Annotated in this window: 22 protein-coding genes; 11 read left to right on the forward strand and 11 right to left on the reverse strand. The window is 68.3% G+C overall.

Translation table 11 applies throughout. The features are described 5' to 3' along the window. Window positions 1-217 precede the first annotated feature (217 nt). Genes AB0L70_RS19310 through AB0L70_RS19320 form a run of 3 tightly spaced genes read left to right on the forward strand, consistent with a single transcriptional unit; the run spans window position 218 to window position 3,245 of the window. Window positions 218-1,534: an enolase C-terminal domain-like protein gene (locus AB0L70_RS19310; protein ID WP_363685796.1), complete on the forward strand. Its 1,317-nt coding sequence runs from the start codon at window positions 218-220 to the stop codon at window positions 1,532-1,534. Then, on the forward strand, window positions 1,531-2,283 hold the full coding sequence (locus AB0L70_RS19315; protein WP_363685798.1) for an SDR family oxidoreductase: 753 nt from the start codon (window positions 1,531-1,533) through the stop codon (window positions 2,281-2,283). The genes AB0L70_RS19310 and AB0L70_RS19315 overlap by 4 nt, the downstream gene beginning before the upstream one ends. Continuing rightward, on the forward strand, window positions 2,280-3,245 hold the full coding sequence (locus AB0L70_RS19320) for an aldo/keto reductase (protein ID WP_363685800.1): 966 nt from the start codon (window positions 2,280-2,282) through the stop codon (window positions 3,243-3,245). Before AB0L70_RS19315 ends, AB0L70_RS19320 begins: the two co-directional genes overlap by 4 nt. Here AB0L70_RS19320 and AB0L70_RS19325 read toward each other — a convergent pair. After that, window positions 3,204-3,530, reverse strand: a complete 327-nt coding sequence (locus AB0L70_RS19325; RefSeq protein ID WP_363685802.1) for a DUF2218 domain-containing protein — start codon at window positions 3,528-3,530, stop codon at window positions 3,204-3,206. The two genes, AB0L70_RS19320 and AB0L70_RS19325, sit on opposite strands and share 42 nt — an antisense overlap. Before the next feature lie 66 nt (window positions 3,531-3,596). Between AB0L70_RS19325 and AB0L70_RS19330 the strand changes: the two genes are divergently transcribed. Beyond that, window positions 3,597-4,136 carry a TetR/AcrR family transcriptional regulator gene (locus AB0L70_RS19330; protein WP_363685804.1) on the forward strand — a complete coding sequence of 180 codons (540 nt, stop codon included), beginning with the start codon at window positions 3,597-3,599 and terminating at the stop codon, window positions 4,134-4,136. Here AB0L70_RS19330 and AB0L70_RS19335 read toward each other — a convergent pair. From AB0L70_RS19335 to AB0L70_RS19350, 4 genes are all read right to left on the reverse strand, one after another. Then, window positions 4,120-6,123 carry a heavy metal translocating P-type ATPase gene (locus AB0L70_RS19335; RefSeq protein ID WP_363685806.1) on the reverse strand — a complete coding sequence of 668 codons (2,004 nt, stop codon included), beginning with the start codon at window positions 6,121-6,123 and terminating at the stop codon, window positions 4,120-4,122. The genes AB0L70_RS19330 and AB0L70_RS19335 overlap by 17 nt on opposite strands. Before the next feature lie 90 nt (window positions 6,124-6,213). Further along, window positions 6,214-7,794 (reverse strand): ABC-F family ATP-binding cassette domain-containing protein, encoded by a 1,581-nt coding sequence (locus AB0L70_RS19340; RefSeq protein ID WP_363685808.1) that lies wholly within the window; start codon window positions 7,792-7,794, stop codon window positions 6,214-6,216. Between the two features lie 183 nt (window positions 7,795-7,977). Then, entirely contained in the window at window positions 7,978-8,649 is a 672-nt protein-coding gene (locus AB0L70_RS19345; protein ID WP_363685810.1) for a FadR/GntR family transcriptional regulator, read from the reverse strand. 127 nt (window positions 8,650-8,776) lie between these two features. After that, window positions 8,777-9,757, reverse strand: a complete 981-nt coding sequence (locus AB0L70_RS19350; RefSeq protein WP_363685812.1) for a LuxR C-terminal-related transcriptional regulator — start codon at window positions 9,755-9,757, stop codon at window positions 8,777-8,779. Between the two features lie 72 nt (window positions 9,758-9,829). Between AB0L70_RS19350 and AB0L70_RS19355 the strand changes: the two genes are divergently transcribed. Then, window positions 9,830-10,114 (forward strand): hypothetical protein, encoded by a 285-nt coding sequence (locus AB0L70_RS19355; protein ID WP_363685814.1) that lies wholly within the window; start codon window positions 9,830-9,832, stop codon window positions 10,112-10,114. A 9-nt stretch (window positions 10,115-10,123) separates the two neighbouring features. After that, entirely contained in the window at window positions 10,124-10,534 is a 411-nt protein-coding gene (locus AB0L70_RS19360) for a DUF3052 domain-containing protein (RefSeq protein ID WP_363685816.1), read from the forward strand. Here AB0L70_RS19360 and AB0L70_RS19365 read toward each other — a convergent pair. Then, window positions 10,531-10,968 (reverse strand): VOC family protein, encoded by a 438-nt coding sequence (locus tag AB0L70_RS19365; protein ID WP_363685818.1) that lies wholly within the window; start codon window positions 10,966-10,968, stop codon window positions 10,531-10,533. The genes AB0L70_RS19360 and AB0L70_RS19365 overlap by 4 nt on opposite strands. A 455-nt stretch (window positions 10,969-11,423) precedes the next feature. On the opposite strand from AB0L70_RS19365, the gene AB0L70_RS19370 reads away from it, so the two are divergent. Genes AB0L70_RS19370 through AB0L70_RS19380 form a run of 3 tightly spaced genes read left to right on the forward strand, consistent with a single transcriptional unit; the run spans window position 11,424 to window position 16,158 of the window. Next, the gene (locus AB0L70_RS19370) at window positions 11,424-15,251 is read left to right on the forward strand and encodes a multifunctional oxoglutarate decarboxylase/oxoglutarate dehydrogenase thiamine pyrophosphate-binding subunit/dihydrolipoyllysine-residue succinyltransferase subunit (RefSeq protein ID WP_363685820.1); all 3,828 of its coding nucleotides are present in this window, start codon (window positions 11,424-11,426) and stop codon (window positions 15,249-15,251) included. A gap of 1 nt (window position 15,252) precedes the next feature. Next, a complete protein-coding gene (locus AB0L70_RS19375; protein WP_363685822.1) occupies window positions 15,253-15,429 on the forward strand; it encodes a DUF6104 family protein in 177 nt (58 codons plus the stop codon). Window positions 15,430-15,438: 9 nt separating this feature from the next. After that, window positions 15,439-16,158, forward strand: a complete 720-nt coding sequence (locus AB0L70_RS19380; protein ID WP_363685824.1) for an AAA family ATPase — start codon at window positions 15,439-15,441, stop codon at window positions 16,156-16,158. On the opposite strand, the gene AB0L70_RS19385 is transcribed toward AB0L70_RS19380, so the two are convergent. After that, a complete protein-coding gene (locus AB0L70_RS19385; RefSeq protein WP_363685826.1) occupies window positions 16,155-16,514 on the reverse strand; it encodes a metalloregulator ArsR/SmtB family transcription factor in 360 nt (119 codons plus the stop codon). The genes AB0L70_RS19380 and AB0L70_RS19385 overlap by 4 nt on opposite strands. Window positions 16,515-16,628: 114 nt before the next feature. Between AB0L70_RS19385 and AB0L70_RS19390 the strand changes: the two genes are divergently transcribed. Continuing rightward, window positions 16,629-17,864 (forward strand): sodium:proton exchanger, encoded by a 1,236-nt coding sequence (locus AB0L70_RS19390; protein ID WP_363685828.1) that lies wholly within the window; start codon window positions 16,629-16,631, stop codon window positions 17,862-17,864. On the opposite strand, the gene AB0L70_RS19395 is transcribed toward AB0L70_RS19390, so the two are convergent. The 4 genes from AB0L70_RS19395 to AB0L70_RS19410 form a co-directional block, all read right to left on the reverse strand. Then, a complete protein-coding gene (locus tag AB0L70_RS19395) occupies window positions 17,861-18,157 on the reverse strand; it encodes a WhiB family transcriptional regulator (RefSeq protein ID WP_363685830.1) in 297 nt (98 codons plus the stop codon). The two genes, AB0L70_RS19390 and AB0L70_RS19395, sit on opposite strands and share 4 nt — an antisense overlap. Window positions 18,158-18,266: 109 nt before the next feature. Further along, window positions 18,267-18,770, reverse strand: a complete 504-nt coding sequence (locus tag AB0L70_RS19400) for a GNAT family N-acetyltransferase (RefSeq protein WP_363685832.1) — start codon at window positions 18,768-18,770, stop codon at window positions 18,267-18,269. Further along, window positions 18,771-19,739 carry a zinc-binding dehydrogenase gene (locus tag AB0L70_RS19405; RefSeq protein ID WP_363685834.1) on the reverse strand — a complete coding sequence of 323 codons (969 nt, stop codon included), beginning with the start codon at window positions 19,737-19,739 and terminating at the stop codon, window positions 18,771-18,773. Between the two features lie 45 nt (window positions 19,740-19,784). After that, the gene (locus tag AB0L70_RS19410; protein WP_363685836.1) at window positions 19,785-20,981 is read right to left on the reverse strand and encodes an NADP-dependent malic enzyme; all 1,197 of its coding nucleotides are present in this window, start codon (window positions 20,979-20,981) and stop codon (window positions 19,785-19,787) included. Window positions 20,982-21,144: 163 nt separating this feature from the next. On the opposite strand from AB0L70_RS19410, the gene AB0L70_RS19415 reads away from it, so the two are divergent. Continuing rightward, on the forward strand, window positions 21,145-21,993 hold the full coding sequence (locus tag AB0L70_RS19415) for an ABC transporter substrate-binding protein (RefSeq protein WP_363685838.1): 849 nt from the start codon (window positions 21,145-21,147) through the stop codon (window positions 21,991-21,993). The last annotated feature ends 1 nt before the right edge of the window (window position 21,994 follow it).

Here is a 21,994-nt window from a genome sequence, read left to right on the forward strand (position 1 = left end):
GCTCAGTCACGCCCTGACTGTAACCGGCGGACCTGCACCACTCATCAACCCGCCGGAGACCGGCGGAGCGCCGCTCGGCTGAGCGTGAGATGCGGAAGCCGGGCGTAGTTGATGAGTGGCACAGATCCGGCCCCGACGATCCATACCGGTGTCGCTGGCGGCCCATATCCTATAGGATTCCCTCGACACTTCGCCCACAGCTGCAGATCGGGTCCTGATGCCACGATTCACTGAGTTAGAGACGTACGACGTCCGCTTCCCCACGTCCCTGGACCTGGACGGCTCCGACGCGATGAACTCCGACCCGGACTACTCGGCGGCGTACCTGATCCTGCGGACCGACGCCGCCGACGGGCTGGAAGGCCACGGATTCGCGTTCACGATCGGGCGGGGCAACGACGTACAGACCGGGGCGATCGAGGCACTGCGGGACCACGTCATCGGACTCGACCTGGACGCGACACTGGACGATCTCGGTGGGTTCTGGAAGTCGCTCGTGCACGACTCGCAGCTGCGCTGGCTGGGCCCGGAGAAGGGCGTCATGCACATGGCGATCGGCGCGGTCGTCAACGCGGTCTGGGACCTGGCCGCCAAGCGCGCCGGCGTACCGCTGTGGAAGCTGCTGGCGGACCTGACGCCCGAGCAGATCGTCGATCTGGTCGACTTCCGCTACCTGACCGACGCGCTCACACCGGACGAGGCGCTCGAGATCCTGCGCTCGGCGAAGGCGGGCCGGGCCGAGCGGGAGGCGCTGCTGCGCGAGCGCGGGTACCCGGCGTACACGACGACGCCCGGCTGGCTCGGGTACGACGACGCCAAGCTCGTCCGGCTGTGTCACGAGGCGGTCGCGGAAGGTTTCACCCAGGTCAAGCTCAAGGTCGGCGCGAACCTCGACGACGACATCCGCCGGATGCGGCTGGCCCGGGAGGCGGTCGGCCCGGACATCCGGATCGCGATCGACGCCAACCAGCGCTGGGACGTGGCCGACGCGATCACCTGGATCGAGGCCCTCGAGCCGTACGACGTCTGGTGGGTCGAGGAGCCGACGAGCCCCGACGACATCCTCGGGCACGCGGCGATCGCCCGCGCGATCGCGCCGATCAAGGTCGCCACCGGCGAACACGTGCAGAACCGGATCGTGTTCAAGCAACTGCTCCAGGCCGAGGCGCTGTCGGTGCTACAGCTCGACTCGGCGCGGGTCGCCGGGGTGAACGAGAACATCGCGATCCTGCTGCTGGCCGCGAAGTTCGGCGTACCGGTCTGTCCGCACGCGGGCGGGGTTGGGCTGTGCGAGCTGGTGCAGCACCTGTCGATGTTCGACTACGTTGCCGTGAGTGGGTCGGTCGAGGATCGCGTCATCGAGTACGTCGACCACCTGCACGAGCACTTCCTGGATCCGGTCGTGATCCGGGACGGGCACTACGTCGCGCCGGAGCGGCCCGGATTCGGCGCGGAGATGGATGCCGAGACGCTGACCGACTTCCGGTACCCGACGGGCAAGATCTGGACCGACCTCACCAAGGAGAAGAAGTGACCGATTTCGCCGGCCTCCGCGCAGTTGTCACCGGGGGCGCCTCGGGTATCGGACTCGCGGCCGCCACGCTGCTCGCCGAGCGCGGAGCGCAGGTGATCGTGTTCGACCTCAAGCCCGACGTCGCCCCGCCGCTGACCGGGATTGCCGCGGATGTGACCGACGACAGTTCGGTCCGGGACGCCGTCTCGGCGGCCGCGTTGCAGCTGGGCGGGATCGACATCGTCGTGAATAACGCCGGCATCGGCGCCCAGGGCACGGTCGCCGCGAACGACGACGACGAGTGGCACCGCGTCTTCGACGTCAACGTCGTCGGCATCGCGCGGGTGACCCGTGCCGCGCTGCCGTACCTGCGGAAGTCCGAGGCCGCCGCGATTGTCAACACCTGCTCGATCGCCGCCACCGCGGGGTTGCCGAACCGGGCGCTGTACTCCGCGAGCAAGGGCGCCGTACTCGCGTTGACGATGGCAATGGCCGCCGACCACGTACGCGAAGGGATCCGGGTCAACTGCGTGAACCCCGGTACGGCGGACACCCCGTGGGTCGGGCGCTTGCTCGACGTCGCCGACGACCCGGCCGCGGAACGTGCGGCGCTGGAGGCCCGGCAGCCGATGGGCCGGTTGGTCTCGGCCGACGAAGTCGCCCATGCGATCGCCTACCTGGCCAGTCCGTTGTCCGGTTCGACGACCGGTACGGCGGTTGCCGTCGACGGTGGAATGCAGAACCTGCGACTCCCGGCGGCCCGCTCATGAAGCTCTTTCCGGCGGACCAGCGGATCGGGCTCGGCGGTGCGCCGCTGGGCAGCATGCTCGGCGAGGTCAGCGACGCCGACGCGGTCGCGACGGTCAACGCGGCCTGGGACGAGGGGTGGCGGTTCTTCGACACCGCGCCGCACTACGGGCTCGGGCTGGCCGAGGAACGGCTCGCTCCCGGGCTCGCGGGGAAACCGCGCGCGGACTATGTCTTGTCGTCCAAGGTCGGGCGGATCATCTACGAGGCAGACACTGCTGCGCCCGATGACGAGGGCTTCCTCGTCACCACGCGGCGGCGTCGGCGGTGGGATTTCTCGCGGGACGGCGTACTGCAGAGCATCGAAGACTCGCTGCGACGGATCGGGACCGACCGGCTCGACGTCGTCTTCGTGCACGACCCGGACGATCATTTCGACGAGGCGGTCGCGACTGCCTTCCCGACGCTGATCGAACTGCGGGATCAGGGCGTGATCGGCGCGATCGGCTCCGGTATGAACCAGACCGCGATGCTGACCCGGTTCGTCCGTGAGGTCGACATCGACGTGATCATGCTGGCCGGCCGGTACACGTTGATCGACCCCGACGGGCTCGACGACGTCCTCCCCGCGTGTGTCGAGAACGACGTACAGGTGGTTGCTGTCGGCATCTTCAACTCCGGACTGCTCTCCCAGCCCCGCCCTGCCCCCGGCGCCACCTTCAACTACGAGCCGGCCGCGGGAGCCCTGGTGGACAAGGCGAACCAGCTCGCCGACCTCTGCGAGACCCACGGCACCACACTGCCGGCCGCCGCTCTCGCCTTCCCCCTCGCCCACCCCGCGGTCGCCGGCATCGCCGTCGGCTGCCGCACCCCCGAGGAGGTCCACACCAACGCAACCCTGGCACGTACGACGGTGCCCACGGCGCTCTGGTCAGACCTCAAGTCAGCCGGCCTCCTCCGTGAGGACGCCCCCACTCCCAGCTGACGGTCGCCACTGCACGCGCAGTCCATCGCGCCGGCCGAGTTGTTCGATTCGGCCGGCGACCTTGGCGCTCATGCCGCTGAGGTTCTCTCCTTGTAGGCGCATCACCAGAGCTTCCGGGGTCGCGTGCAGCGACCACGTCGCTTGGCCGAGAAGGTCGATGTGTAGCTCGTCCGAGGTGCTCGAGACGATGGTCATTCCACCGGGCTGGTGGGTGAAATGGCCGGCTAGTTGAGACAGGTACCGCGCTGCTCTGGTGGTTTCGACGTGCGCTTCCCAGGTCGGCATGCAGAGGCTCCTTTTTCAAGACAGAGTGTCTCGCAAAGGGACGGGCTGTCAAGGTAAGGTTGCGTCGTGCCGAAGTTGTGGGAGGAGAGCATCGCGTCGCACCGGGTCGCGGTGCAGGCGGCCGTGCTCGACGCGGCGGCGGCGCTGGTGGCCGAGCGCGGGTTGACGGGCGTCAGCATGTCGGAGGTTGCGAAGCGGACGGGGCTCGGGCGGGCAACGCTGTACAAGTACTTCCCGGATGTGGACTCGATCATGGTCGCGTGGCATCAACGGCAGGTGGGCGAGCATCTCCAGCACCTGGCCGACACCTGGGAGCGGACCAGCAGCCTCGAAGCAGTCCTCGAGGCCTACGCCTTCATCTGCTACGAGCACCCGCACGCAGACGCGGCGGCCTCACTCCACCGCAGCGAACATGTCGCGCACGCCCAAGCCCACCTGATCGACTTCATCGCGGAGCTCCTGACCGATCGACGCAACGACGTGCCACCGATGGAGCTCGCGACGTACTGCGTCCACGCTCTGACCGCAGCAAGCGCCGCACCGTCGAAGGCTGCGGTGCGGCGCTTGGTCGCGATGACAGTGGCCGGGATCAGTCCGCAGGGTTGAGGTTGAGGCGGCGCAGGAGCTGGGCGTTCAAGGCGACCACGATCGTGGAGATCGACATCAGCAGGGCGCCGACGGCCGGCGAGACCACCACGCCCGCGAACGCCAGTACGCCGGCAGCCAACGGGACCGTGATCGCGTTGTAGCCAGTGGCCCAGGTGAGGTTTTGCCACATCTTCCGGTAGCTGGCCTTCGACAGCTTGATCACCGACAACACCGCGCGCGGATCGTCGGCGGCCAGCACCACGCCGGCCGATTCGATCGCGACATCGGTCCCGGCACCGATCGCGATCCCGACCTCCGCCCGCGCCAACGCGGGTGCGTCGTTGACGCCGTCACCGACCATGGCGACCTTGAGACCGCGAGTCTGGAGCTCGGCAACCTTGGCGTCCTTGTCCTGCGGCAGCACCTCCGCGAAGACCTCGTCGATACCGAGTTCGGCGGCGACCGCCGCCGCGACCTGATGCGCGTCGCCGGTGACCATCGCGACCTTCACGCCGCGCCGGTGCAACGCGTCCACGGCCTGCTTGGACTCCGTGCGTACCGCGTCCTCCAACGCGATCGCCCCGACCACCTGCCCATCTCGGACCACGTGCAGCACAGCGGCTCCCCGCGACTTCCACGACTCAACGTCCGACTCCAGCTCGGCCGGCTCGACCAAGTCGTATTCCCGCAGCAGCGCAGGCCCACCGACGGCAACCGGCGCACCATCCACCACAGCCCGTACGCCGCGCCCGGTCAGCGACTGGAACTCCGACGCAACCACAGCACGCGGACGACCGGCAGGAACCCGATCCGAGTGCGCCCGGACGATCGCCTTCGCCAACGGGTGTTCGCTGTCGGACTCAACCGCAGCAGCCAGTTCGAGCAGCTCGTCGGTCGAGACCGACCCGACCGCGGCGACCCCGGTGACCGCCGGCTCGCCCTTGGTCAGCGTGCCGGTCTTGTCGAACAGGACGACGTCGATGGTGCGCATCCGCTCCAGGGCCAGCCGGTTCTTCACCAGCACACCGGCCCTCGCGGCACGTTCGGTCGAGATCGCGATCACCAGCGGGATGGCCAGCCCGAGGGCGTGCGGGCAGGCGATCACCAACACGGTCACGGTCCGCGTCACAGCCTCGTCGAACTCCCCCAGGAGCGCCCACACAATGAACGTGATCAGCCCGGCGATCGACGCGAAGTAGAACAGGAACGCCGCCGCCCGGTCGGCCAATGCCTGCGCGCGAGACGACGACGCCTGCGCCTCCGCCACCAACCGCTGGATCCCGGCCAGCGCGGTGTCGTCCCCGACCGCGGTGATCTCGACCCGCAAAGCGTTGTCGGTGGCAACAGTCCCGGCGACCACCGGATCTCCGACCGCCCGCGATACCGGACGGGATTCACCGGTGATCATCGACTCGTCGACCTCGGCCTGCCCTTCCACCACGGTCCCGTCCGCGGGCACCCGCCCACCCGACCGGACCAGTACGACGTCGCCCGCCTCCAGCGCGTGCAGCGGCACCTCGACGACACCCTCGTCGGTCACCTTCTCGGCCGTGTCCGGCAAGAGCGCGGCCAAGGCATCGAGCGCACCGGAGGCGGCACCGAGTGCGCGCATCTCCAGCCAGTGCCCGAGCAGCATGATCACGATCAGCAGCGCGAGCTCCCACCAGAAGTCCAGGTCGAACCCGCCGATGCCGAGGGTGGTGATCCACGACGCCACGAACGCGACCGTGATCGCCATCGAGATCAGCAGCATCATCCCGGGCCGGCGGGACTTCAGCTCGCTCCATCCACCGGTCAGGAACGGCCGGCCGCCGTACCCGAAGATCACCGTGCCGAGGATCGGCGCGATCAGCTCCGAGCCGGGGAACTCCGGCCGGGTGTAGCCGAGCAGGTCGGCGAACATCTCGCTGAAGAACACCACCGGCACAGCCAGCGCGAGGCTGATCCAGAACCGGTCCTTGAACTGCGCCGCATGATCCCCATGACCGCCGTGATGCTCGTCCATACCCTGGAAGATACCCCCTAGGGGTATAAATGCCAAGGCATGCGAAAGCCCCGCCACCCGGGTGGGTGACGGGGCTCACGACGGGCCGGACTACAGCGGATCGATCTCGGTCAGCGTCTCCGGCGTCAGCTCGACCCAGCGGGTGATCCCGATCTCCCGGAGGAACGGCAGATCGTGGCTGGCGATGATCAGCGCACCGTTGTACGAGGCAAGCGCGTCGCGAAGCTGCGCCACGCTGGCCAGGTCCAGGTTGTTGGTCGGCTCGTCCAGCATCAGCAACTGCGGCGGCGGCTCCGCCAGCAACAACGCGGCCAGCGTCGCCCGGAACCGTTCACCACCCGACAAGGTGCTGACGAACTGATCGGCCGCCCGCCCACGGAACAGGAACCGGGCCAACCGCGACCGCCGCTCCTGGTTCTCCGTACCCGGCGCCAGCAACGCGAGGTTGTCGACGATCGACAGGTCATCGCGCAGCAGGTCCAACCGCTGCGGCAGATACCGGAACGGCACCTCCGGCAACTCGCCACCCGTGATCGCCTGCAACAGCGTCGTCTTGCCCGCACCGTTCGGTCCGGTCAACGCGATCCGCTCCGGCCCCCGGATCTCGAAATCGACGTGCGCCCCGGTCCGCAGCACCTGGTCCTCCAGCCGCAGTACGACGCGTCCCGCGGGTACGGCGGTCTTCGGCAGGTCGACCCGGATCGCGTCGTCGTCGTGGACCAGCTCCTCCGCATCGGCCAGCGCGTCCCGCGCCGAGTCGAGCCGCTCGGACTGCATCCCGAGGTGCTTGCCCGCGGACACCTGCGCGTTCCGTTTCAGGTTGCCGGCGACGATCTTCGGGATCCCGCCCTGCTCGAAGGCCTTCTGCCCCCGGGCCCGGCGCTGATCCATCTTCATCCGCGCCTCGACCAGGTCCTTCTTCTGCTTCTTGACGTCGGCCTCGGCCGCCCGCAGCATTCGCTCGGCCGCCTCCTGCTCGACCGCGACCGCTTCCTCGTACGCGGTCAGGTTGCCGCCGTACCAAGTGACGTCGCCCTTGCGCAGGTCGCCGATCTGGTCCACCCGGTCCAGCAACTCCCGGTCGTGGCTGACGATCACCAGCGCACCACGGAACTGGTCGACGGCGTCGTACAGATGCCGCCGTGCCCGCAGGTCGAGGTTGTTGGTCGGCTCATCCAGCAGCAGGACGTCGGGACGCCGCAACAGCTCCGCGGCCAGGCCGAGCAGGATCGTCTCGCCGCCGGACAGCGCGCCGACGTTGCGGTCGAGGTCGATCGCGCCGAGACCGAGTTTGCCGAGCAGGGCCTCGGCCCGTTCGTCGACATCCCAGTCGTCGCCGACGATCGCGAAGTTCTCCTCGGACGCGTCGCCGGACTCGATCGCGGTGATGGCCCGGCGGACGGCCTCGATACCGAGCGCCTGATCGACCCGCAGACCGGTGTCGAGGGTCAGGTCCTGCGGCAGGTACCCGAGCTCGCCGCTCACCCGGATCGTGCCGCGTTGCGGGTTGAGCCGGCCGGCGATGAGCCGGAGCAGCGTCGACTTGCCGGCGCCGTTGCGGCCGACCAGCCCGGAGCGCGTCGGCCCGGCGACGAAGCTGAGCCCGTCGAACAGGACGTCGCCGTCGGGCCAGGCGAAGTAGAGGTCCGTACAGGACAGGGAAATAGACATATGCGTGTGCTCCAGACGAGATCTCGAACCAGACCGCACACCAAGACAGGTGGCGATCAACGGCAGAAAGAAGATCTCGGAGCTACAACGCGGACCCCTGACGTCGGGAATGGGACGTCAAACAGAGTAGAGCCTGCGGTTCACGGCATCAACTATTTTCCGATCCCTTGCGTCAGGCAACGATCATGGCGCCTTCCGGAGCCAGGTCTCGACGCCGGCGATGTGGGCGGTCATCCAGGCCCGGGCCGCCTCGGCGTCGCCGATCTCGATCGCGTCCAGGATCGCGGCGTGCTCGGCCAGGGTCCGCTCGACCGCACCGGCCTGGGTGACGCCGCGCCAGATCCGCGCCCGCTGGGTCGCGCCGGAGATGCCGTCGAGCAGCGAGCAGACGACCTGGTTGCCGGTCGCCTCGGCGATCGCGCGGTGGAACCTGAGATCGTTCGCGACCAGTGCCTCGACCTCCGCGTCCGGGGTCAGGTCACTGCAGAGCAGCCGCAGCTCGGTCAGCTGCTCCCTGCTGATCCGGACGGCGGCCAACGCAGCCACCCCCGGCTCGAGCAGGCGGCGTACCTCGAAGAACTGCAGCACGGAGTCGTCGCGATGCAGATCGACCATGAAGTTCAGCGCGTCGAGCAGATGCGCCGAGTCGAGACTGGTGACGTACGTACCGTCGCCGTGCTTGACGTCCAGCACGTTCACCAGTGTCAGTGCCTTCACCGCCTCCCGCAGCGAGTTCCGCGACAGGCCGAGGCGCGCCGCGAGATCCGCCTCCTTGGGCAGTCGATCCCCTGGACCCAGTTCCCCCGAGGTGATCATCCCCTTGATCTTGACGATCGCCTCATCCGTCAACGCCATCCAGACAGTATTGCCGTACCTAAGGACAGGTAGTAGTCCGCCCACCGGCCCCGGATCCGACCCAGGTCCGACTCAGCCCCGCTCAGCCCTCGTCCGCCAACCCGACTACTACCTGTCCTTACGTACATCAACCAGTCCCAGCCACCCTGGCCAGCAGCGCAGCGCGAGTCCCGGCGTGGGTCTTGGCGAGGACGGCTTTCACGTGGTCGTTGACCGTGTGCTCGGACAGCACCAGCCGCTCCGCCAACCGCCGCGAGTCGGCGCCGGTCGCCAGTTCCGCCAGCACCTCGCGCTCCCGTGGACTCAGTGCGTGGGCCAACCCGAACACCTCGAGACGCTCCGCGGGCGTCGAGTCCTCGATGCTGACCGCGATCTCCTCGCCCGCCCGCGCCGCCCGCAGTGTCACCCACCTCCCATCAGCCAGGTGCACCCGGGACCAGGCCGGCCCGACCGGCATGCCCTGCTCCTCGGCGATCAGTGCCGCCGCCACGTTGTACGCCGCAGCCGGGATCGCGAGCATGACCACGGGGTCGTCCGGCGGGTTGAGCCGATGCAGTGCCTCCCGAGCTGCTGACGTACGCAGCTGAACGTCAAGCTCCGGACTCAGCAGCACGATCGCCGGACCAGTCGGAGCGACGCGCGGACCGGCGACGAACGTCCGGGCCTGCGCCTGCCGGAGACCCGCGGTCAATGCCGGCACCAGCGACGCGACCAGGTCCTGCTCGGCCCGGGTGAACGGCTGGGTCAGCCGCCACAGATCGAGCCAGGCCCAGCAACCGAAGCGATCCCGACACACCGCCGTCAGTACGTCGGTCACCCCGAACTGCTCGAAACCAGCCGCACGCCGCACCGAGACCCCAGCCTCGATCAGGTCCGTCCACCGCGTCCCCCGGCTCAGGTACCGCGACCGCACCAACCGCGGCAGCTGATCCCACGACACCCCCGGTACGTCGGCCAGCGGGGCGGTCCCCACCCGCGAGACCGGATCCGTCAGCACCCAGACGTGCCCGTCGAACGGCACCACCCGACGCAGCTCGGCCAGCACCTGCTCCCGCAACGCCTTGGCGTCGAGGCCGCTGGAACACAGCCGTTCCACCCGATCCAGCACCCGTCGAGCGTACGACGAAGATCCCCAGGATCGGGGATGGGCGACATCCGGCGACCGGCGCACGCTCGAAGCATGATCACCGTGCATGTCGAGACCAAGATCGACGACTACACCGCTTGGAAGGACGCGTTCGACCGCTACGACCGCGCCCGCCGCGAACACAACGTGCTGGCCTACCGGATCAGCCGCCCGACCGACGACCCCGCGGTCGTCTACATCGACCTCGACTTCGCCGACCGGACCGAGGCCACTGCGTTCGTCCGGCTCCTGGAGAAGGTCTGGGCAACGCCCCTGTCCGAATCCATCACCACCGCCCGATCCACCACGAGCCTCCGCGAACTCGTGGAGCAGCGCTAGCATCCGATCATGACCGCGACGCCGGGCTATTCCGGCAAGCCACTGGCCGCGAAGCTCGGGATCAAACCGGAGTACGTCGTACTACTCGACAACGCACCGGCCGACTTCACGATCGAGGGCCTGCCGGCGGGTACGACGGTGGTCCGGCGGGCCGGGCGTACGCCGTACGAGGTCGTACTGGCGTTCTGTCCGGATCGGGCCCGGTTGAGCAAGCGGCTGCCGGTGCTGCTCGAGAAGACGACCACGGCCGGGATGATCTGGATCGCGTGGCCGAAGCGGTCGTCCGGCGTACCGACCGACCTGGACGAGAACGGGATCCGTGAGCTGGCGCTACCGCTCGGCGTGGTCGACGTGAAGGTGTGTGCGATCGACTCGACCTGGTCCGGCCTCAAGCTCGTGCGCCGGCTGAGCAACCGTTAAAGCTCCTCGGCCAGGGCCACGATGATGCCCTCCGGGCCGTGGAGGTAGCACATCCGGAAGCTGTCGCCGATGTCCGTCACCTCGCCGATCAGTACGGCGCCCTTGGTCTGGAGACGGGCCAGGGTGTCCGCGATGTCGTCGACGGCGAACAGGAGCCGCCGGATCCCGAGCGTGTTGGGCGGTGCGTTCTTCGGCTCCGGGGTGATCATCGCCGGCTGCTGGTAGCTCATCAGCTCGAGCTTGCTGTGGCCGTCGGGGGTTCGCATCATCGCGACGTCGACGACCTGGCCGGGCAGACCGACGATCCGGCCCGCCCACGGCTCGTCGACCGTCATCTCCCCCTCGAGCTCCAGACCGAGCTCGACGAAGAACGCGACCGTCGCCTTCAGGTCCTCGACCACGATGCCGACATTGTCCATCCGCTGGATCGCCATGGCGCGAGCATAGAGGCCTGGACCGGTCAGACCAGTGGAGGACAACTGGACTGATTCGGCGCGTGACGTTGACCACATTTCTGCGTGATGCTGCTCATCACCACCGGCGAGCGGACAACTGCATACAGTGGGCACCCACGCTCAAACGACCCTCCGGCAGCGACCTAGAGGTACGCCGGAATCCCACGACTGCAAGGCGGTCCCGGGGTCTGCCCCACCGCTCACCGGACAGTCGACCGGCATCGATCGGGCCGGTGAGCTGAAACACCTGCCTGCACAGTGTTTCAGGCCTCGAACGATCAAGCCCCGAAGGCCTGACCACTCGCCACACTGGTCCGGTGATCCCGGGCTGTGGAAGTGGTCGGCGTGCTATTAGCCTTTGCTTGGGACATCACCCATAACATCAGTGTTAACAACCGCGGTACCGGACCCGATCGGAAGAGGCGAACTGCCAAGTGGCCACCGAGCCATCAGACACCAATCCCCTAGCAGCCTTCGGTGCGAACGAATGGCTGGTCGACGAGCTGTACGAGAAGTACAAGCAGGACCCGAACTCGGTGGATCCGGCGTGGCTGGACTTCTTCAAGACGTACAACCCTGACGGTGACGCGAAGCCGGTGACGACCACCCCGGCCGACGCTCCCCAGCGCGACAGCGTGCCCCGGCCCGACGCCGTGTCCGACAACAAGACGCCTGAGGCGCCGAGCCGCGGCACCACGCCGTCCGCGCCCGCCTCCAGCGCACCCGCCGCGGCCGCGGCGGCCAAGAACCCGACTCCGGCGGCCCCTGCGCAGGCCGCCGTAGCGCAGAACCAACCAGCAGCGACGCAAGCTCCGGCGAAGACCGCCGGCGCCCCGACCGGAGGCACGGTGAACCAGCCGCCCAGCGCCCAACCCAAGCCCGCAGCCGCGAGCACGGAGTCCGAGCGGCAGGTCATGCGCGGCGCGCCCGCGCGGACCGCGCAGAACATGGAGACCAGCCTCCAGGTCCCCACGGCGACCAGCGTCCGGCAGGTCCCGGTCAAGCTGCTGATCGACAACCGCATCGTCATCAACAATCACCTCAAGCGCGCTCGCGGCGGCAAGATCTCCTTCACCCACCTGATCGGCTGGGCGCTGGTGAAGGCGCTGAAGACGCTGCCGGAGATGAACGCGTCGTACGACGAGACCGACGGCAAGCCCACGCACGTCCAGCCGGCCCACATCAACCTGGGCCTGGCCATCGACATGCAGAAGCCCGACGGCACCCGGCAGCTGCTGGTGCCGTCGATCAAGGCCGCCGAGTCGATGACGTTCGCCGACTTCTGGATGGCCTACGAGGACATCGTCCGCCGGGCCCGCGACAACAAGCTCGCGCTGCCCGACTTCCAGGGCACCACGATCAGCCTGACCAACCCGGGCACGATCGGCACGCAGCACTCGGTGCCGCGGCTGATGACCGGCCAGGGCTGCATCATCGGCGTCGGCGCGATGGAGTACCCGTCGGAGTACCAGGGCGCGGCCGAGGAGACGATGGCCAAGCTCGCGGTCAGCAAGGTGATGACGCTGACCTCGACGTACGACCACCGGATCATCCAGGGCGCCCAGTCGGGTGAGTTCCTGCGCCGGCTGCACCAGTTGCTGCTCGGCCAGGAGGGCTTCTACGACGAGATCTTCCGCTCGCTGCGGATCCCGTACGAGCCGATCCGCTGGGCCGCCGACCTCCCGCACAGCCACGAGGAGGACATCAGCAAGCAGGCCCGGATCCTGGAGATGATCCACGCCTACCGGGTCCGCGGCCACATCATGGCCGACACCGACCCGCTGGAGTACAAGCAGCGCAGCCACCCGGACCTGGACGTGGCCACCCACGGCCTGACCCTGTGGGACCTGGACCGCGAGTTCGCCACCGGCTCGTTCGGTGCGCAGAGCGACCGCAAGTTCATGAAGCTGCGCGAGATCCTCGGCATCCTGCGCGACTCGTACTGCCGGACCACCGGTATCGAGTACATGCACATCCAGGACCCCGAGCAGCGCAAGTGGATCCAGGAGCGGGTCGAGCGGCCGCACACCAAGCCGCCCCGCGAGGAGCAGCTGCGGATCCTGGCCAAGCTGAACGAGGCCGAAGCGTTCGAGACCTTCCTGCAGACCAAGTACGTCGGCCAGCGCCGGTTCTCGCTCGAGGGCGGGGAGACGACCATCCCGCTGCTCGACGAGCTCTGCGAGGAGGCGGCCGGTGCCGGCCTCGAAGAGGTCGCGATCGGGATGGCGCACCGCGGCCGGCTGAACGTGCTGGCGAACATCGTCGGCAAGTCGTACGGCCAGATCTTCCGCGAGTTCGAGGGCAACATCGACCCGCGGACCGTGCAGGGCTCCGGTGACGTCAAGTACCACCTGGGCGCCGAGGGCGAGTTCGTCTCCGAGTTCGGCGACAAGATCAAGGTCTCGGTGGCGGCGAACCCGTCCCACCTGGAGACCGTCGACCCGGTGCTGGAGGGCATCGTCCGGGCCAAGCAGGACATCCTGGACCGCGGTGCCGCGTTCCCGGTGCTGCCGGTGCTCGTGCACGGTGACGCGGCCTTCGCCGGCCAGGGCGTGGTGGCGGAGACGCTGAACCTGTCCCAGCTGCGCGGGTACCGCACCGGCGGCACGATCCACGTCATCGTGAACAACCAGGTCGGCTTCACCACCTCACCGGCCTCGTCCCGTTCGTCGATGTACTCCACCGACGTGGCCCGGATGGTGCAGGCGCCGATCTTCCACGTGAACGGCGACGACCCCGAGGCGTGCATCCGGGTCGCCGACCTGGCCTTCGAGTACCGGCAGGCGTTCAACAAGGACGTCGTCATCGACCTGGTCTGCTACCGCCGCCGCGGTCACAACGAGGGCGACGACCCGAGCTTCACCCAGCCGCTGATGTACGACCTGATCGAGCAGAAGCGGTCGGTCCGCAAGCTCTACACCGAGGCCCTGATCGGTCGTGGCGACATCACGATCGAAGAGGCCGAGCAGGCGATGCAGGACTTCCAGCACCGGCTGGAGCGCGTCTTCGCCGAGGTCCGCGAGGCGAAGAGCCAGGTCGACACGCCGGCGCCGTACGTGACGGCACCTGTTTACCCGGACAAGCCGGACGGCCCGGACGCGACCGCGATCACGCCCGAGGTGCTGAAGAAGATCGCCGACGCGCACACCACGCTGCCGGCGGGCTTCACCGTGCACCCGAAGGTGATGCCGCAGCTGCAGCGCCGGGCGCACGCGATCACCGAGGGCCCGACCGACTGGGCCAGCGCGGAGATCACCGCCCTGGGCTCGTTGCTGCTGGACGGACGCCCGGTCCGGCTGGCCGGTCAGGACAGCCGCCGCGGCACCTTCGTCCAGCGGTTCGCCGCGATCATCGACCGCGTGAACGGCCAGGACTACGTCCCGCTGCAGAACCTCGACGAGAACCAGGCGAACTTCTACGTCTACGACTCGCTGCTGAGCGAGTACGCCGCCCTCGGCTTCGAGTACGGGTACTCCGTGGCGCGGCCGGAGGCGCTGACCCTGTGGGAGGCGCAGTTCGGCGACTTCGTCAACGGCGCCCAGTCCGTCATCGACGAGTACATCTCGTCCGGTGAGGCGAAGTGGGGCCAGAAGTCCGGTGTCGTGCTGCTGCTGCCGCACGGCTACGAGGGCCAGGGCCCGGACCACACCTCGGCCCGGATCGAGCGGTTCCTCGCGCTCTGCGCCGAGGACGCGATGACGGTGGCGCAGCCGTCGACGCCGGCGTCGTACTTCCACCTGCTCCGCCGGCACACGCTCGGCGAGGAGCACACCCCGATGATCGTCTTCACGCCGAAGCAGCTGCTGCGGCGCAAGGAGGCCGTCTCGCAACCGGAGGAGCTGACCCACGGCACCTTCCGGCCGGTCATCAACGACACCGAGGCCGAGGCGAACCCGGCCACGGTCGAGCGGGTCATCCTGGCCTCGGGCCGGATCGTGTACGACCTGCTGGCCGAGCGGAAGAAGGTCGAGCCGGACAAAATCAGTACGGCGATCCTGCGGGTCGAGCAGCTGTACCCGCTGGCGGCCGAGGAGATCGTGGCCGAGCTGGCGAAGTACCCGAACGCGACCGAGATCCGCTGGGTCCAGGACGAGCCCGCGAACCAGGGCCCGTGGCCGTTCATGGCGCTGAACCTGACCGAGCACCTCGGTGGGAAGCCGTTCTACCGGGTCTCCCGGCCGGCCATGGCCGCCCCTGCGGTCGGTTCGCACGGCGTCCACGGCACCGAGCAGGCGACTCTGCTCAAGCAGGCCTTCAGCTGACGTGTACTTCACCGACCGAGGGATCGAGGAGCTCGAGAGCCGGCGTGGCGAGGAGGATGTCACGCTGGCCTTCGTCGCCGAACGCCTCCGCGAGTTCGTCGACCTGAACCCCGAGTTCGAAACCCCCATCGAACGCTTCGCCACCTGGCTGGCCAGGTTGGACGACGAGGACGACTAACCTGAGCGAATGCCTTTCGCCGACCACCCGGTACGACGGGTGTCCGCTGTGGAAGGTGTTCGCCCTGGGGGCCGGTGGCCGCACAGCATCCCGGCTGTCCGGCAGTTGCTGACCGACGGGCTGGACCTCGAGCCCGGTGTCACCTTCCTCGTGGGTGAGAACGGTGCCGGGAAGTCCACGCTCGTCGAGGCGATCGCGGTTGCCTTCGGGTTGTCGCCCGAGGGTGGTTCCACCGGCGCTCGCCTGACCACACGCGCGACCGAGTCCTCCCTGGCCGACGACCTGTTGCTGACCCGGGGCGTGGGCGCCAAGCGGGCAGGCTTCTTTCTCCGGGCCGAGACGATGCACGGGTTCTACACGTACCTCGAGCAGAACCCCGGTGCGCGGCCCGAGCCGGTCTTCCACGAGATGAGCCACGGCGAGAGCTTCCTCAACCTCATCAACGACCGCTTCACCCGACAGGGTTTCTACTGCCTGGACGAGCCCGAGTCGGCCCTGTCGTTCGCCAGCAGCCTGGCCGTGGTCGGCGTACTGAACCGCCTCGCCGAGTCAGGCTCCCAGGTCCTCTGCGCGACCCACTCCCCTGTCATCGCCGCCCTCCCCGGCGCCACCATCCTCGAAGTAGGCGACTGGGGCATCCGCAGAACCACCTGGGAAGACCTCCAACTCGTCCAGAACTGGAAGGCGTACCTGCAGGCACCGGAGCGGTACCTGCGTCACGTCCTCTAGCCGGCCGTGTGGGGTGGGGTTCTGCGTAGGGGTGGGTCGGGGGCCAGGGAGCCGTCGGGGGCGATGTGCTCGAAGATCTGGTCGACCAGGTTGAGGACGTGCGGGTCGTCGACGGTGTAGATGTGCCGGCGGCCTTCGCGACGGGCGGTGATGATGCCGGCCAGGCGGAGCTTGCCGAGGTGCTGGCTGGCGGTGGCGATACTCACTCCCACCCGCTCGGCCAGCGTGCCGACGTCGTACTCGCCCTGGGCCGCCAACGAGACCAGATGCAGCCGCACGGGGGCGGAGAGCATCGCGAAGGTGCCGGCGGCGGAGTCCAGCTGGGCCTTCGTGGGTTCAGGGAACGATGTCGTCATCTCGCCGTCATTGTGACCGGTGGAGCGGTCCGCTGACAGCCCGCCGGGCCGTTGTGGGGACGGTCTCACACTTTCGCAATTGCGAAAGTATCAAAACGGTGGCAGGCTGGAACCATGTTCCGAGCCCTCCGCCCTGTGCTCTTGCTGCTGCTGGTGGCGATCCCCGCGGTCGCCCTCCGGCTCACCGGCACACACCCTTCGGCGCTCCCGTCGATGCTGGTCTTCGGTGCCGCCGTGGTCGCTGCGTCGTTCGTGCTGGCCTGGGCGGCCGAAGCCGCGGAGGTCGACATCTCCGGCGGTCTCGCGATCGCCTTGCTGGCCGTCATCGCCGTCCTCCCGGAGTACGCGGTCGACCTGTACTTCGCCCACACCGCCGGGTCGAACCCGGACTACGTGCAGTTCGCCGCCGCCAACATGACCGGCTCGAACCGGCTGCTCCTCGGCCTCGGCTGGTCCAGCGTCGTACTGATCAGCCTGTACGTCGCCTCCCGGCGCAGCGGCCAGAGCGTCAAGGCGCTGGTGCTGGAGTCCGGCTACCGTCGCGAGCTCGGCTTTCTCGCGATCGCCGGCGTGGTCGCCTTCGTGATCCCGGTGACCGGCGAGATCCACCTGGCACTGGGCATCGCGCTGCTCGCCTTCTTCGCCTACTACCTGTACCGCGCGGCGATGTCGGAGCACGACGACGAGCCGGACCTGATCGGGCCGGCTGCGAGGATCGGCGGGTTGCCGACGGTGCAGCGGCGGATCACCGTGATCGGGATGTTCCTGGTCGCAGCCGGCGTGATCCTGGCGTCGGCCGAACCGTTCGCCGACTCGCTGGTCGCGGGTGGCCGGGCGCTCGGGATCGACCAGTTCCTGCTGGTCCAGTGGCTCGCGCCGCTGGCCTCGGAGGCACCGGAGTTCATCGTCGCGCTGCTGTTCGCCTGGCGGGGCAAGGGCGCGGCCGCACTGGGCCTGCTGATCTCGGCCAAGGTGAACCAGTGGACCCTGCTGATCGGCAGCCTCCCGATCGCGTACGGCATCGGCGGTGGTCCGACAGCGCTGCACCTCGACGGACGGCAGATCGAGGAGTTCCTACTCACCGCGACGCAGACGCTGCTCGGGATCGCCGTACTGCTGAGCCTGCGGTTCCCGCGGTGGGCGGCCTGGACGCTGCTGGGTCTGTTCGCGGTCCAGTTCGCCGTGCCCGGTCAGACCGGGCGGTACGTGCTGAGTGGGATCTACCTGGTGCTGGCGATCGTCGCGGCGGTGCACAACCGCAAGTACGTCATCGCCACGATCACCTCACCGTTCCGGCGGACGGAAAAGCTCGCCGACGCGGAGCGCGCCGACGAGCTCATCAACGTCTAACTGGCCTGCTGCTCCTCGACGAGCGGGGTGCGGCGACGCTCCTGCGGGCCCGGACGGCCCCGGCGGCGGCCGTAGAGGAACTTCTCGCCGGCGGCGGTCCCGGTGAACTTGGTCCGGCGGGCCCACTCGCGGCATTCCTCGATCACCGGGCAGGAGGTCAGGCACACGGCCTGCGCCTTACGCTGCTCCCACTGACTGGCATTCTCGTCGTACGACGGCGCCTGACCGACGCAGGCCGCCTGCATCATCCAGTTGTCGGCGGGGTCGGCGATCACCGTCAAGGTCGGCCTCATGGGCACTCCTGCTCCTCATCGATCGGGCGGATCGAAATCGTCTGCGGTAGGAACAGAGTGAGCCAGTCTCGTTGCCCCGGTGCGACGCCCATGTTTCAGGCATGAAACGTCAGGTCCGGACCATCCGGATCTCCGTCACATCGAAGAACGGCTCCGCGGCGGTCGTGCCGTCCTCGACGAAGCCTTTGCGGCGGTAGAACGTCTTCGCCTGCTCGTTGTTCGCGAGCACCCACAGGCTGGCCGGCTGCTTGCCGACAGCAACCTCCATCAGCCGGCTGCCGAGGCCGGTCCCCCACCAGGCCCGGCGGGTGTAGATCGCCTCGACCTCGACCGGCGCCGGCCGGTCGTCGTCGCGGCCCGGACCGATCCCGATGAACCCCACCACGCGGTCCCGGACCGGGGCCGCGGGATCCGGGTTCACCGCGATCCAGCGCTTCCGGCCCTCGGCAGCGGCCGCGGCCCAGCGCTCGATCCGGCGGTCCACGTCAGCGGTCCGCTCAGCCAACTTGGCCGGGTCGACGAGGTCGGCGTACGCCTCCTGCCAACAGAGCAGGTGACACCACGCCCCGGCCTCGGCGTCCTCGACTCCAGCCGGCCTGATCTCAGGTTGCATTCAGACAGTAAAGACGATCTTGCCGAAGACGTCGCCGTCGTTCATCTTCGCGAAGCCCTTGCGGGCGTCGGCGAGCGGCAGGACCGAATCGATGTGCGGTGAGATGCCCGCGGTCGCCATGAACTGCAGCAGCTCGGCCAGCTCGGTCCGCGTGCCCATCGTCGAGCCCTGGACCCGCAACTGCAGGAAGAAGATCCGGTTCAGCTCGGCCGACTTCGGCGCCTGGCCGCTGGTCGCACCGGAGATCACCAGCGTGCCGCCCTGCTTGAGCGACTTCAGCGAGTGCGACCAGGTCGCCTGGCCGACCGTCTCCATCACCGCGTCGACCCGCTCCGGCAGCCGCGCACCGGACTCGAACGCCTCGTGCGCACCGATCTCGACCGCCCTGGCCCGCTTCCCCTCGTCCCGGCTGGTCGCCCAGACCCGGATCCCGCCGGCCCGCGCCAGCGTGATCAGCGCCGTCGCCACTCCACCCCCCGCACCCTGCACGAGCACCGTGTCGCCCGGCTTGAGCCCCGACTGCGTGAACAGCATCCGGTACGCCGTCAACCACGCGGTCGGCAGGCACGCGGCCTGCTCGAAACTCAACCCAGCCGGCTTCGGTACGACGTTCCGCGCCGGTACGGCGACCTTCTCCGCCAGCGTCCCCTGGTAGCGCTCGCTCAGCAGCGACCGCTTCGGGTCGAGCGTCTCGTCACCCTTCCAGGACGGGTCCGAGATCACCGCATGGACGACGACCTCGTTGCCGTCCGGGTCCACCCCGGCCGCATCACACCCGAGGATCATCGGCAGGCTCTCCTCGGCCAGCCCGACGCCCTTCAGCGACCACAGGTCGTGATGGTTGAGCGCCGTGGCCCGGACGTCGATCGTCACCCAGCCCTCAGGCACGGTCGGATCCGGCCGTTCCCCCACCTCCAGAGCGGCGATGGGGTCGTCGGCGTCGAACTTGGCGGCATAAGCAGCAAGCATGCGAACCACCTTATGCGCTGGTCTACCGCGGGTCAGTTACCGAATTCACCCTCGGGCTACGCCGTCGGTGTGGGCGGCGTTGGCCACGGCGGTGGCTACGGCCGGGGCGACCCGCTCGTCGAAGGGAGACGGGATGATGTAGTCCGGCCTCAGGTCGTCCGACGCGATCAAACCCGCGAGGGCGTCGGCGGCGGCCAGCTTCATGCCTTCGGTGATGCGGGAGGCGTTGGAGTCGAAGGCACCGCGGAAGATGCCGGGGAACGCCAGTACGTTGTTGATCTGGTTCGGGAAGTCCGAGCGGCCGGTGGCGACCACGGCGGCGTGCCGGTGGGCGATGTCCGGGTGCACCTCGGGGTTCGGGTTGGCCAGCGCGAAGATCATCGCGCCGTCGGCCATCTGCGCGATCGCTTCCTCCGGCACCGTCCCACCGGACACCCCGAGGAACAGGTCCGCACCTTCCAGCGCATCGACCAGCCGGCCGGAGTACCCACCGGTGTTGGTGTCCCGCGCCAGCGAAAGCTTGACCGGGTTCAGGTCCGCGCGGTCCTCGTGCAGCACACCCTTGCTGTCAACGACCGCCAGGTCGCCAACCCCTGCCTGCAAAAGGATCCGGGCACACGCGACGCCGGCCGCACCCGCGCCAGAGATGACCACGCGGATGTCCGAGATGGACTTGCCCGTGACCCGGAGCGCGTTGCGGAGAGCCGCGAGTACGACGACCGCCGTACCGTGCTGGTCGTCGTGGAAGACCGGGATGTCGAGCCGCTCCTTCAGCCGCCGCTCGATCTCGAAGCAGCGCGGCGCGGAGATGTCCTCGAGGTTGATGCCACCGAACGACGGCGCCATCCGCGCGACCGTCTCGACGAACTCGTCCACGTCGGTGCAGTCGAGCGCGATCGGCACCGAGTCGACGCCGCCGAACTCCTTGAACAGCAGGGCCTTGCCCTCCATCACCGGCAAGGACGCGGCCGGTCCGATGTCACCGAGTCCGAGTACGGCGGTGCCGTCGGTGACGACCGCGACCACGTTGGACTTCCAGGTGTAGCGGCGTACCAGCGACGGGTCCTCGGCGATCGCGGTGCAGACGCGGGCGACGCCGGGGGTGTAGGCCTTGGACAGATCGTCCGCATCGCGGACGTGAACCGACGAGGTGACCTCGATCTTGCCGCCGCGGTGCAGTTCGAAGACCGCGTCACCGGCAAAGGGGTCGGAAAAGTCAGGTGAGAATGGCTGGGCGACCATCAGTGCCCTTTCGGAATACTCGGGAGGAAGTGTTCACAAAACAGGGGATCGCCCGTGCGTCCGAGTAAACCACAGTGGCGACTGGTCTGGTGTGAGGGGTCCCACAGGCACCGTGATGTGCCAGGATTCGGGGATTCACAACCCCTGTCGAGGAGAACTAGCGATGAACATCGTCCCCACTCTCCGCCAGAGCCGCCTGCGGATCGCCGTCGCATCGGCGGCCGTACTGGCGCTCACCCTCTCCGCCTGTGGCAGCGACTCGGACAGCGGGGGTGGTTCCGAGGACAAAGCGAAAGCGGCCGGCATCACCCTGGTGAAGCCGGGCAAGCTGACCGTCTGCACCCACCTGCCGTACAAGCCGTTCCAGTACAAGGACGGCACCAAGGTCGTCGGCTTCGACGTGGACATGCTCGACCTGGTCGCCAAGGACCTCGGCATCGAGCAGGACGTGGTCAACATCGAGTGGTCGCAGATCACCTCCGGCGCGGCCTTCGCGGCGAAGAAGTGCGACATGGGCATGGGCGCGATGACGATCCGCGAGGACCGGGCCAAGGCCCTGTCGATCACCGAGCCGTACATGGACGCGACGCAGGTCCTGCTGGTCAAGAAGGACTCGCCGTACAAGACGCTGGCCGACCTGAAGGGCAAGAAGGTCGGTGTCCAGGCCGACACCACCGGCAAGGACTACGCGAACGCGCACAAGGCCGAGTTCGGCTACGAGGTCATCACCTTCGACGACCTGACCCTGCTGACGAACAACGTGAAGTCGGGCCGGGTGGAAGCCGGTATCAACGACAACGGCGTGCTGTACCCGTTCGTCTCGGACAACCCGGACACCACCGTGGTCGCGGAGTTCGACACCGGTGAGAAGTACGGCTTCGCCGCGAAGAAGGACGACCCGAGCGGCACCAAGCTGGTGGAGAAGTTCAACGAACTGCTGACCAAGGCGAAGTCGGACGGCAGTTACAACGACATCTACAAGAAGTGGTTCAAGACCGAGCCGAAGAAGTGAG

Source organism: Kribbella sp. NPDC051952 (genome assembly GCF_040680855.1).
Classification (GTDB): Bacteria; Actinomycetota; Actinomycetes; order Propionibacteriales; family Kribbellaceae; genus Kribbella.

Coding starts and splice junctions, on each gene's coding strand:
- AB0L70_RS19310 (WP_363685796.1), top strand. CDS start 218: ATGCCACGATTCACTGAGTTAGAGACGTACGACGTCCGCTTCCCCACG.
- AB0L70_RS19345 (WP_363685810.1), bottom strand. CDS start 8,649: ATGGCGTTGACGGATGAGGCGATCGTCAAGATCAAGGGGATGATCACC.
- AB0L70_RS19340 (WP_363685808.1), bottom strand. CDS start 7,794: ATGTCTATTTCCCTGTCCTGTACGGACCTCTACTTCGCCTGGCCCGAC.
- AB0L70_RS19355 (WP_363685814.1), top strand. CDS start 9,830: ATGATCACCGTGCATGTCGAGACCAAGATCGACGACTACACCGCTTGG.
- AB0L70_RS19380 (WP_363685824.1), top strand. CDS start 15,439: ATGCCTTTCGCCGACCACCCGGTACGACGGGTGTCCGCTGTGGAAGGT.
- AB0L70_RS19395 (WP_363685830.1), bottom strand. CDS start 18,157: ATGAGGCCGACCTTGACGGTGATCGCCGACCCCGCCGACAACTGGATG.
- AB0L70_RS19415 (WP_363685838.1), top strand. CDS start 21,145: ATGAACATCGTCCCCACTCTCCGCCAGAGCCGCCTGCGGATCGCCGTC.
- AB0L70_RS19335 (WP_363685806.1), bottom strand. CDS start 6,123: ATGGACGAGCATCACGGCGGTCATGGGGATCATGCGGCGCAGTTCAAG.
- AB0L70_RS19385 (WP_363685826.1), bottom strand. CDS start 16,514: ATGACGACATCGTTCCCTGAACCCACGAAGGCCCAGCTGGACTCCGCC.
- AB0L70_RS19410 (WP_363685836.1), bottom strand. CDS start 20,981: ATGGTCGCCCAGCCATTCTCACCTGACTTTTCCGACCCCTTTGCCGGT.
- AB0L70_RS19360 (WP_363685816.1), top strand. CDS start 10,124: ATGACCGCGACGCCGGGCTATTCCGGCAAGCCACTGGCCGCGAAGCTC.
- AB0L70_RS19365 (WP_363685818.1), bottom strand. CDS start 10,968: ATGGCGATCCAGCGGATGGACAATGTCGGCATCGTGGTCGAGGACCTG.
- AB0L70_RS19325 (WP_363685802.1), bottom strand. CDS start 3,530: ATGCCGACCTGGGAAGCGCACGTCGAAACCACCAGAGCAGCGCGGTAC.
- AB0L70_RS19390 (WP_363685828.1), top strand. CDS start 16,629: ATGTTCCGAGCCCTCCGCCCTGTGCTCTTGCTGCTGCTGGTGGCGATC.
- AB0L70_RS19320 (WP_363685800.1), top strand. CDS start 2,280: ATGAAGCTCTTTCCGGCGGACCAGCGGATCGGGCTCGGCGGTGCGCCG.
- AB0L70_RS19400 (WP_363685832.1), bottom strand. CDS start 18,770: ATGCAACCTGAGATCAGGCCGGCTGGAGTCGAGGACGCCGAGGCCGGG.
- AB0L70_RS19405 (WP_363685834.1), bottom strand. CDS start 19,739: ATGCTTGCTGCTTATGCCGCCAAGTTCGACGCCGACGACCCCATCGCC.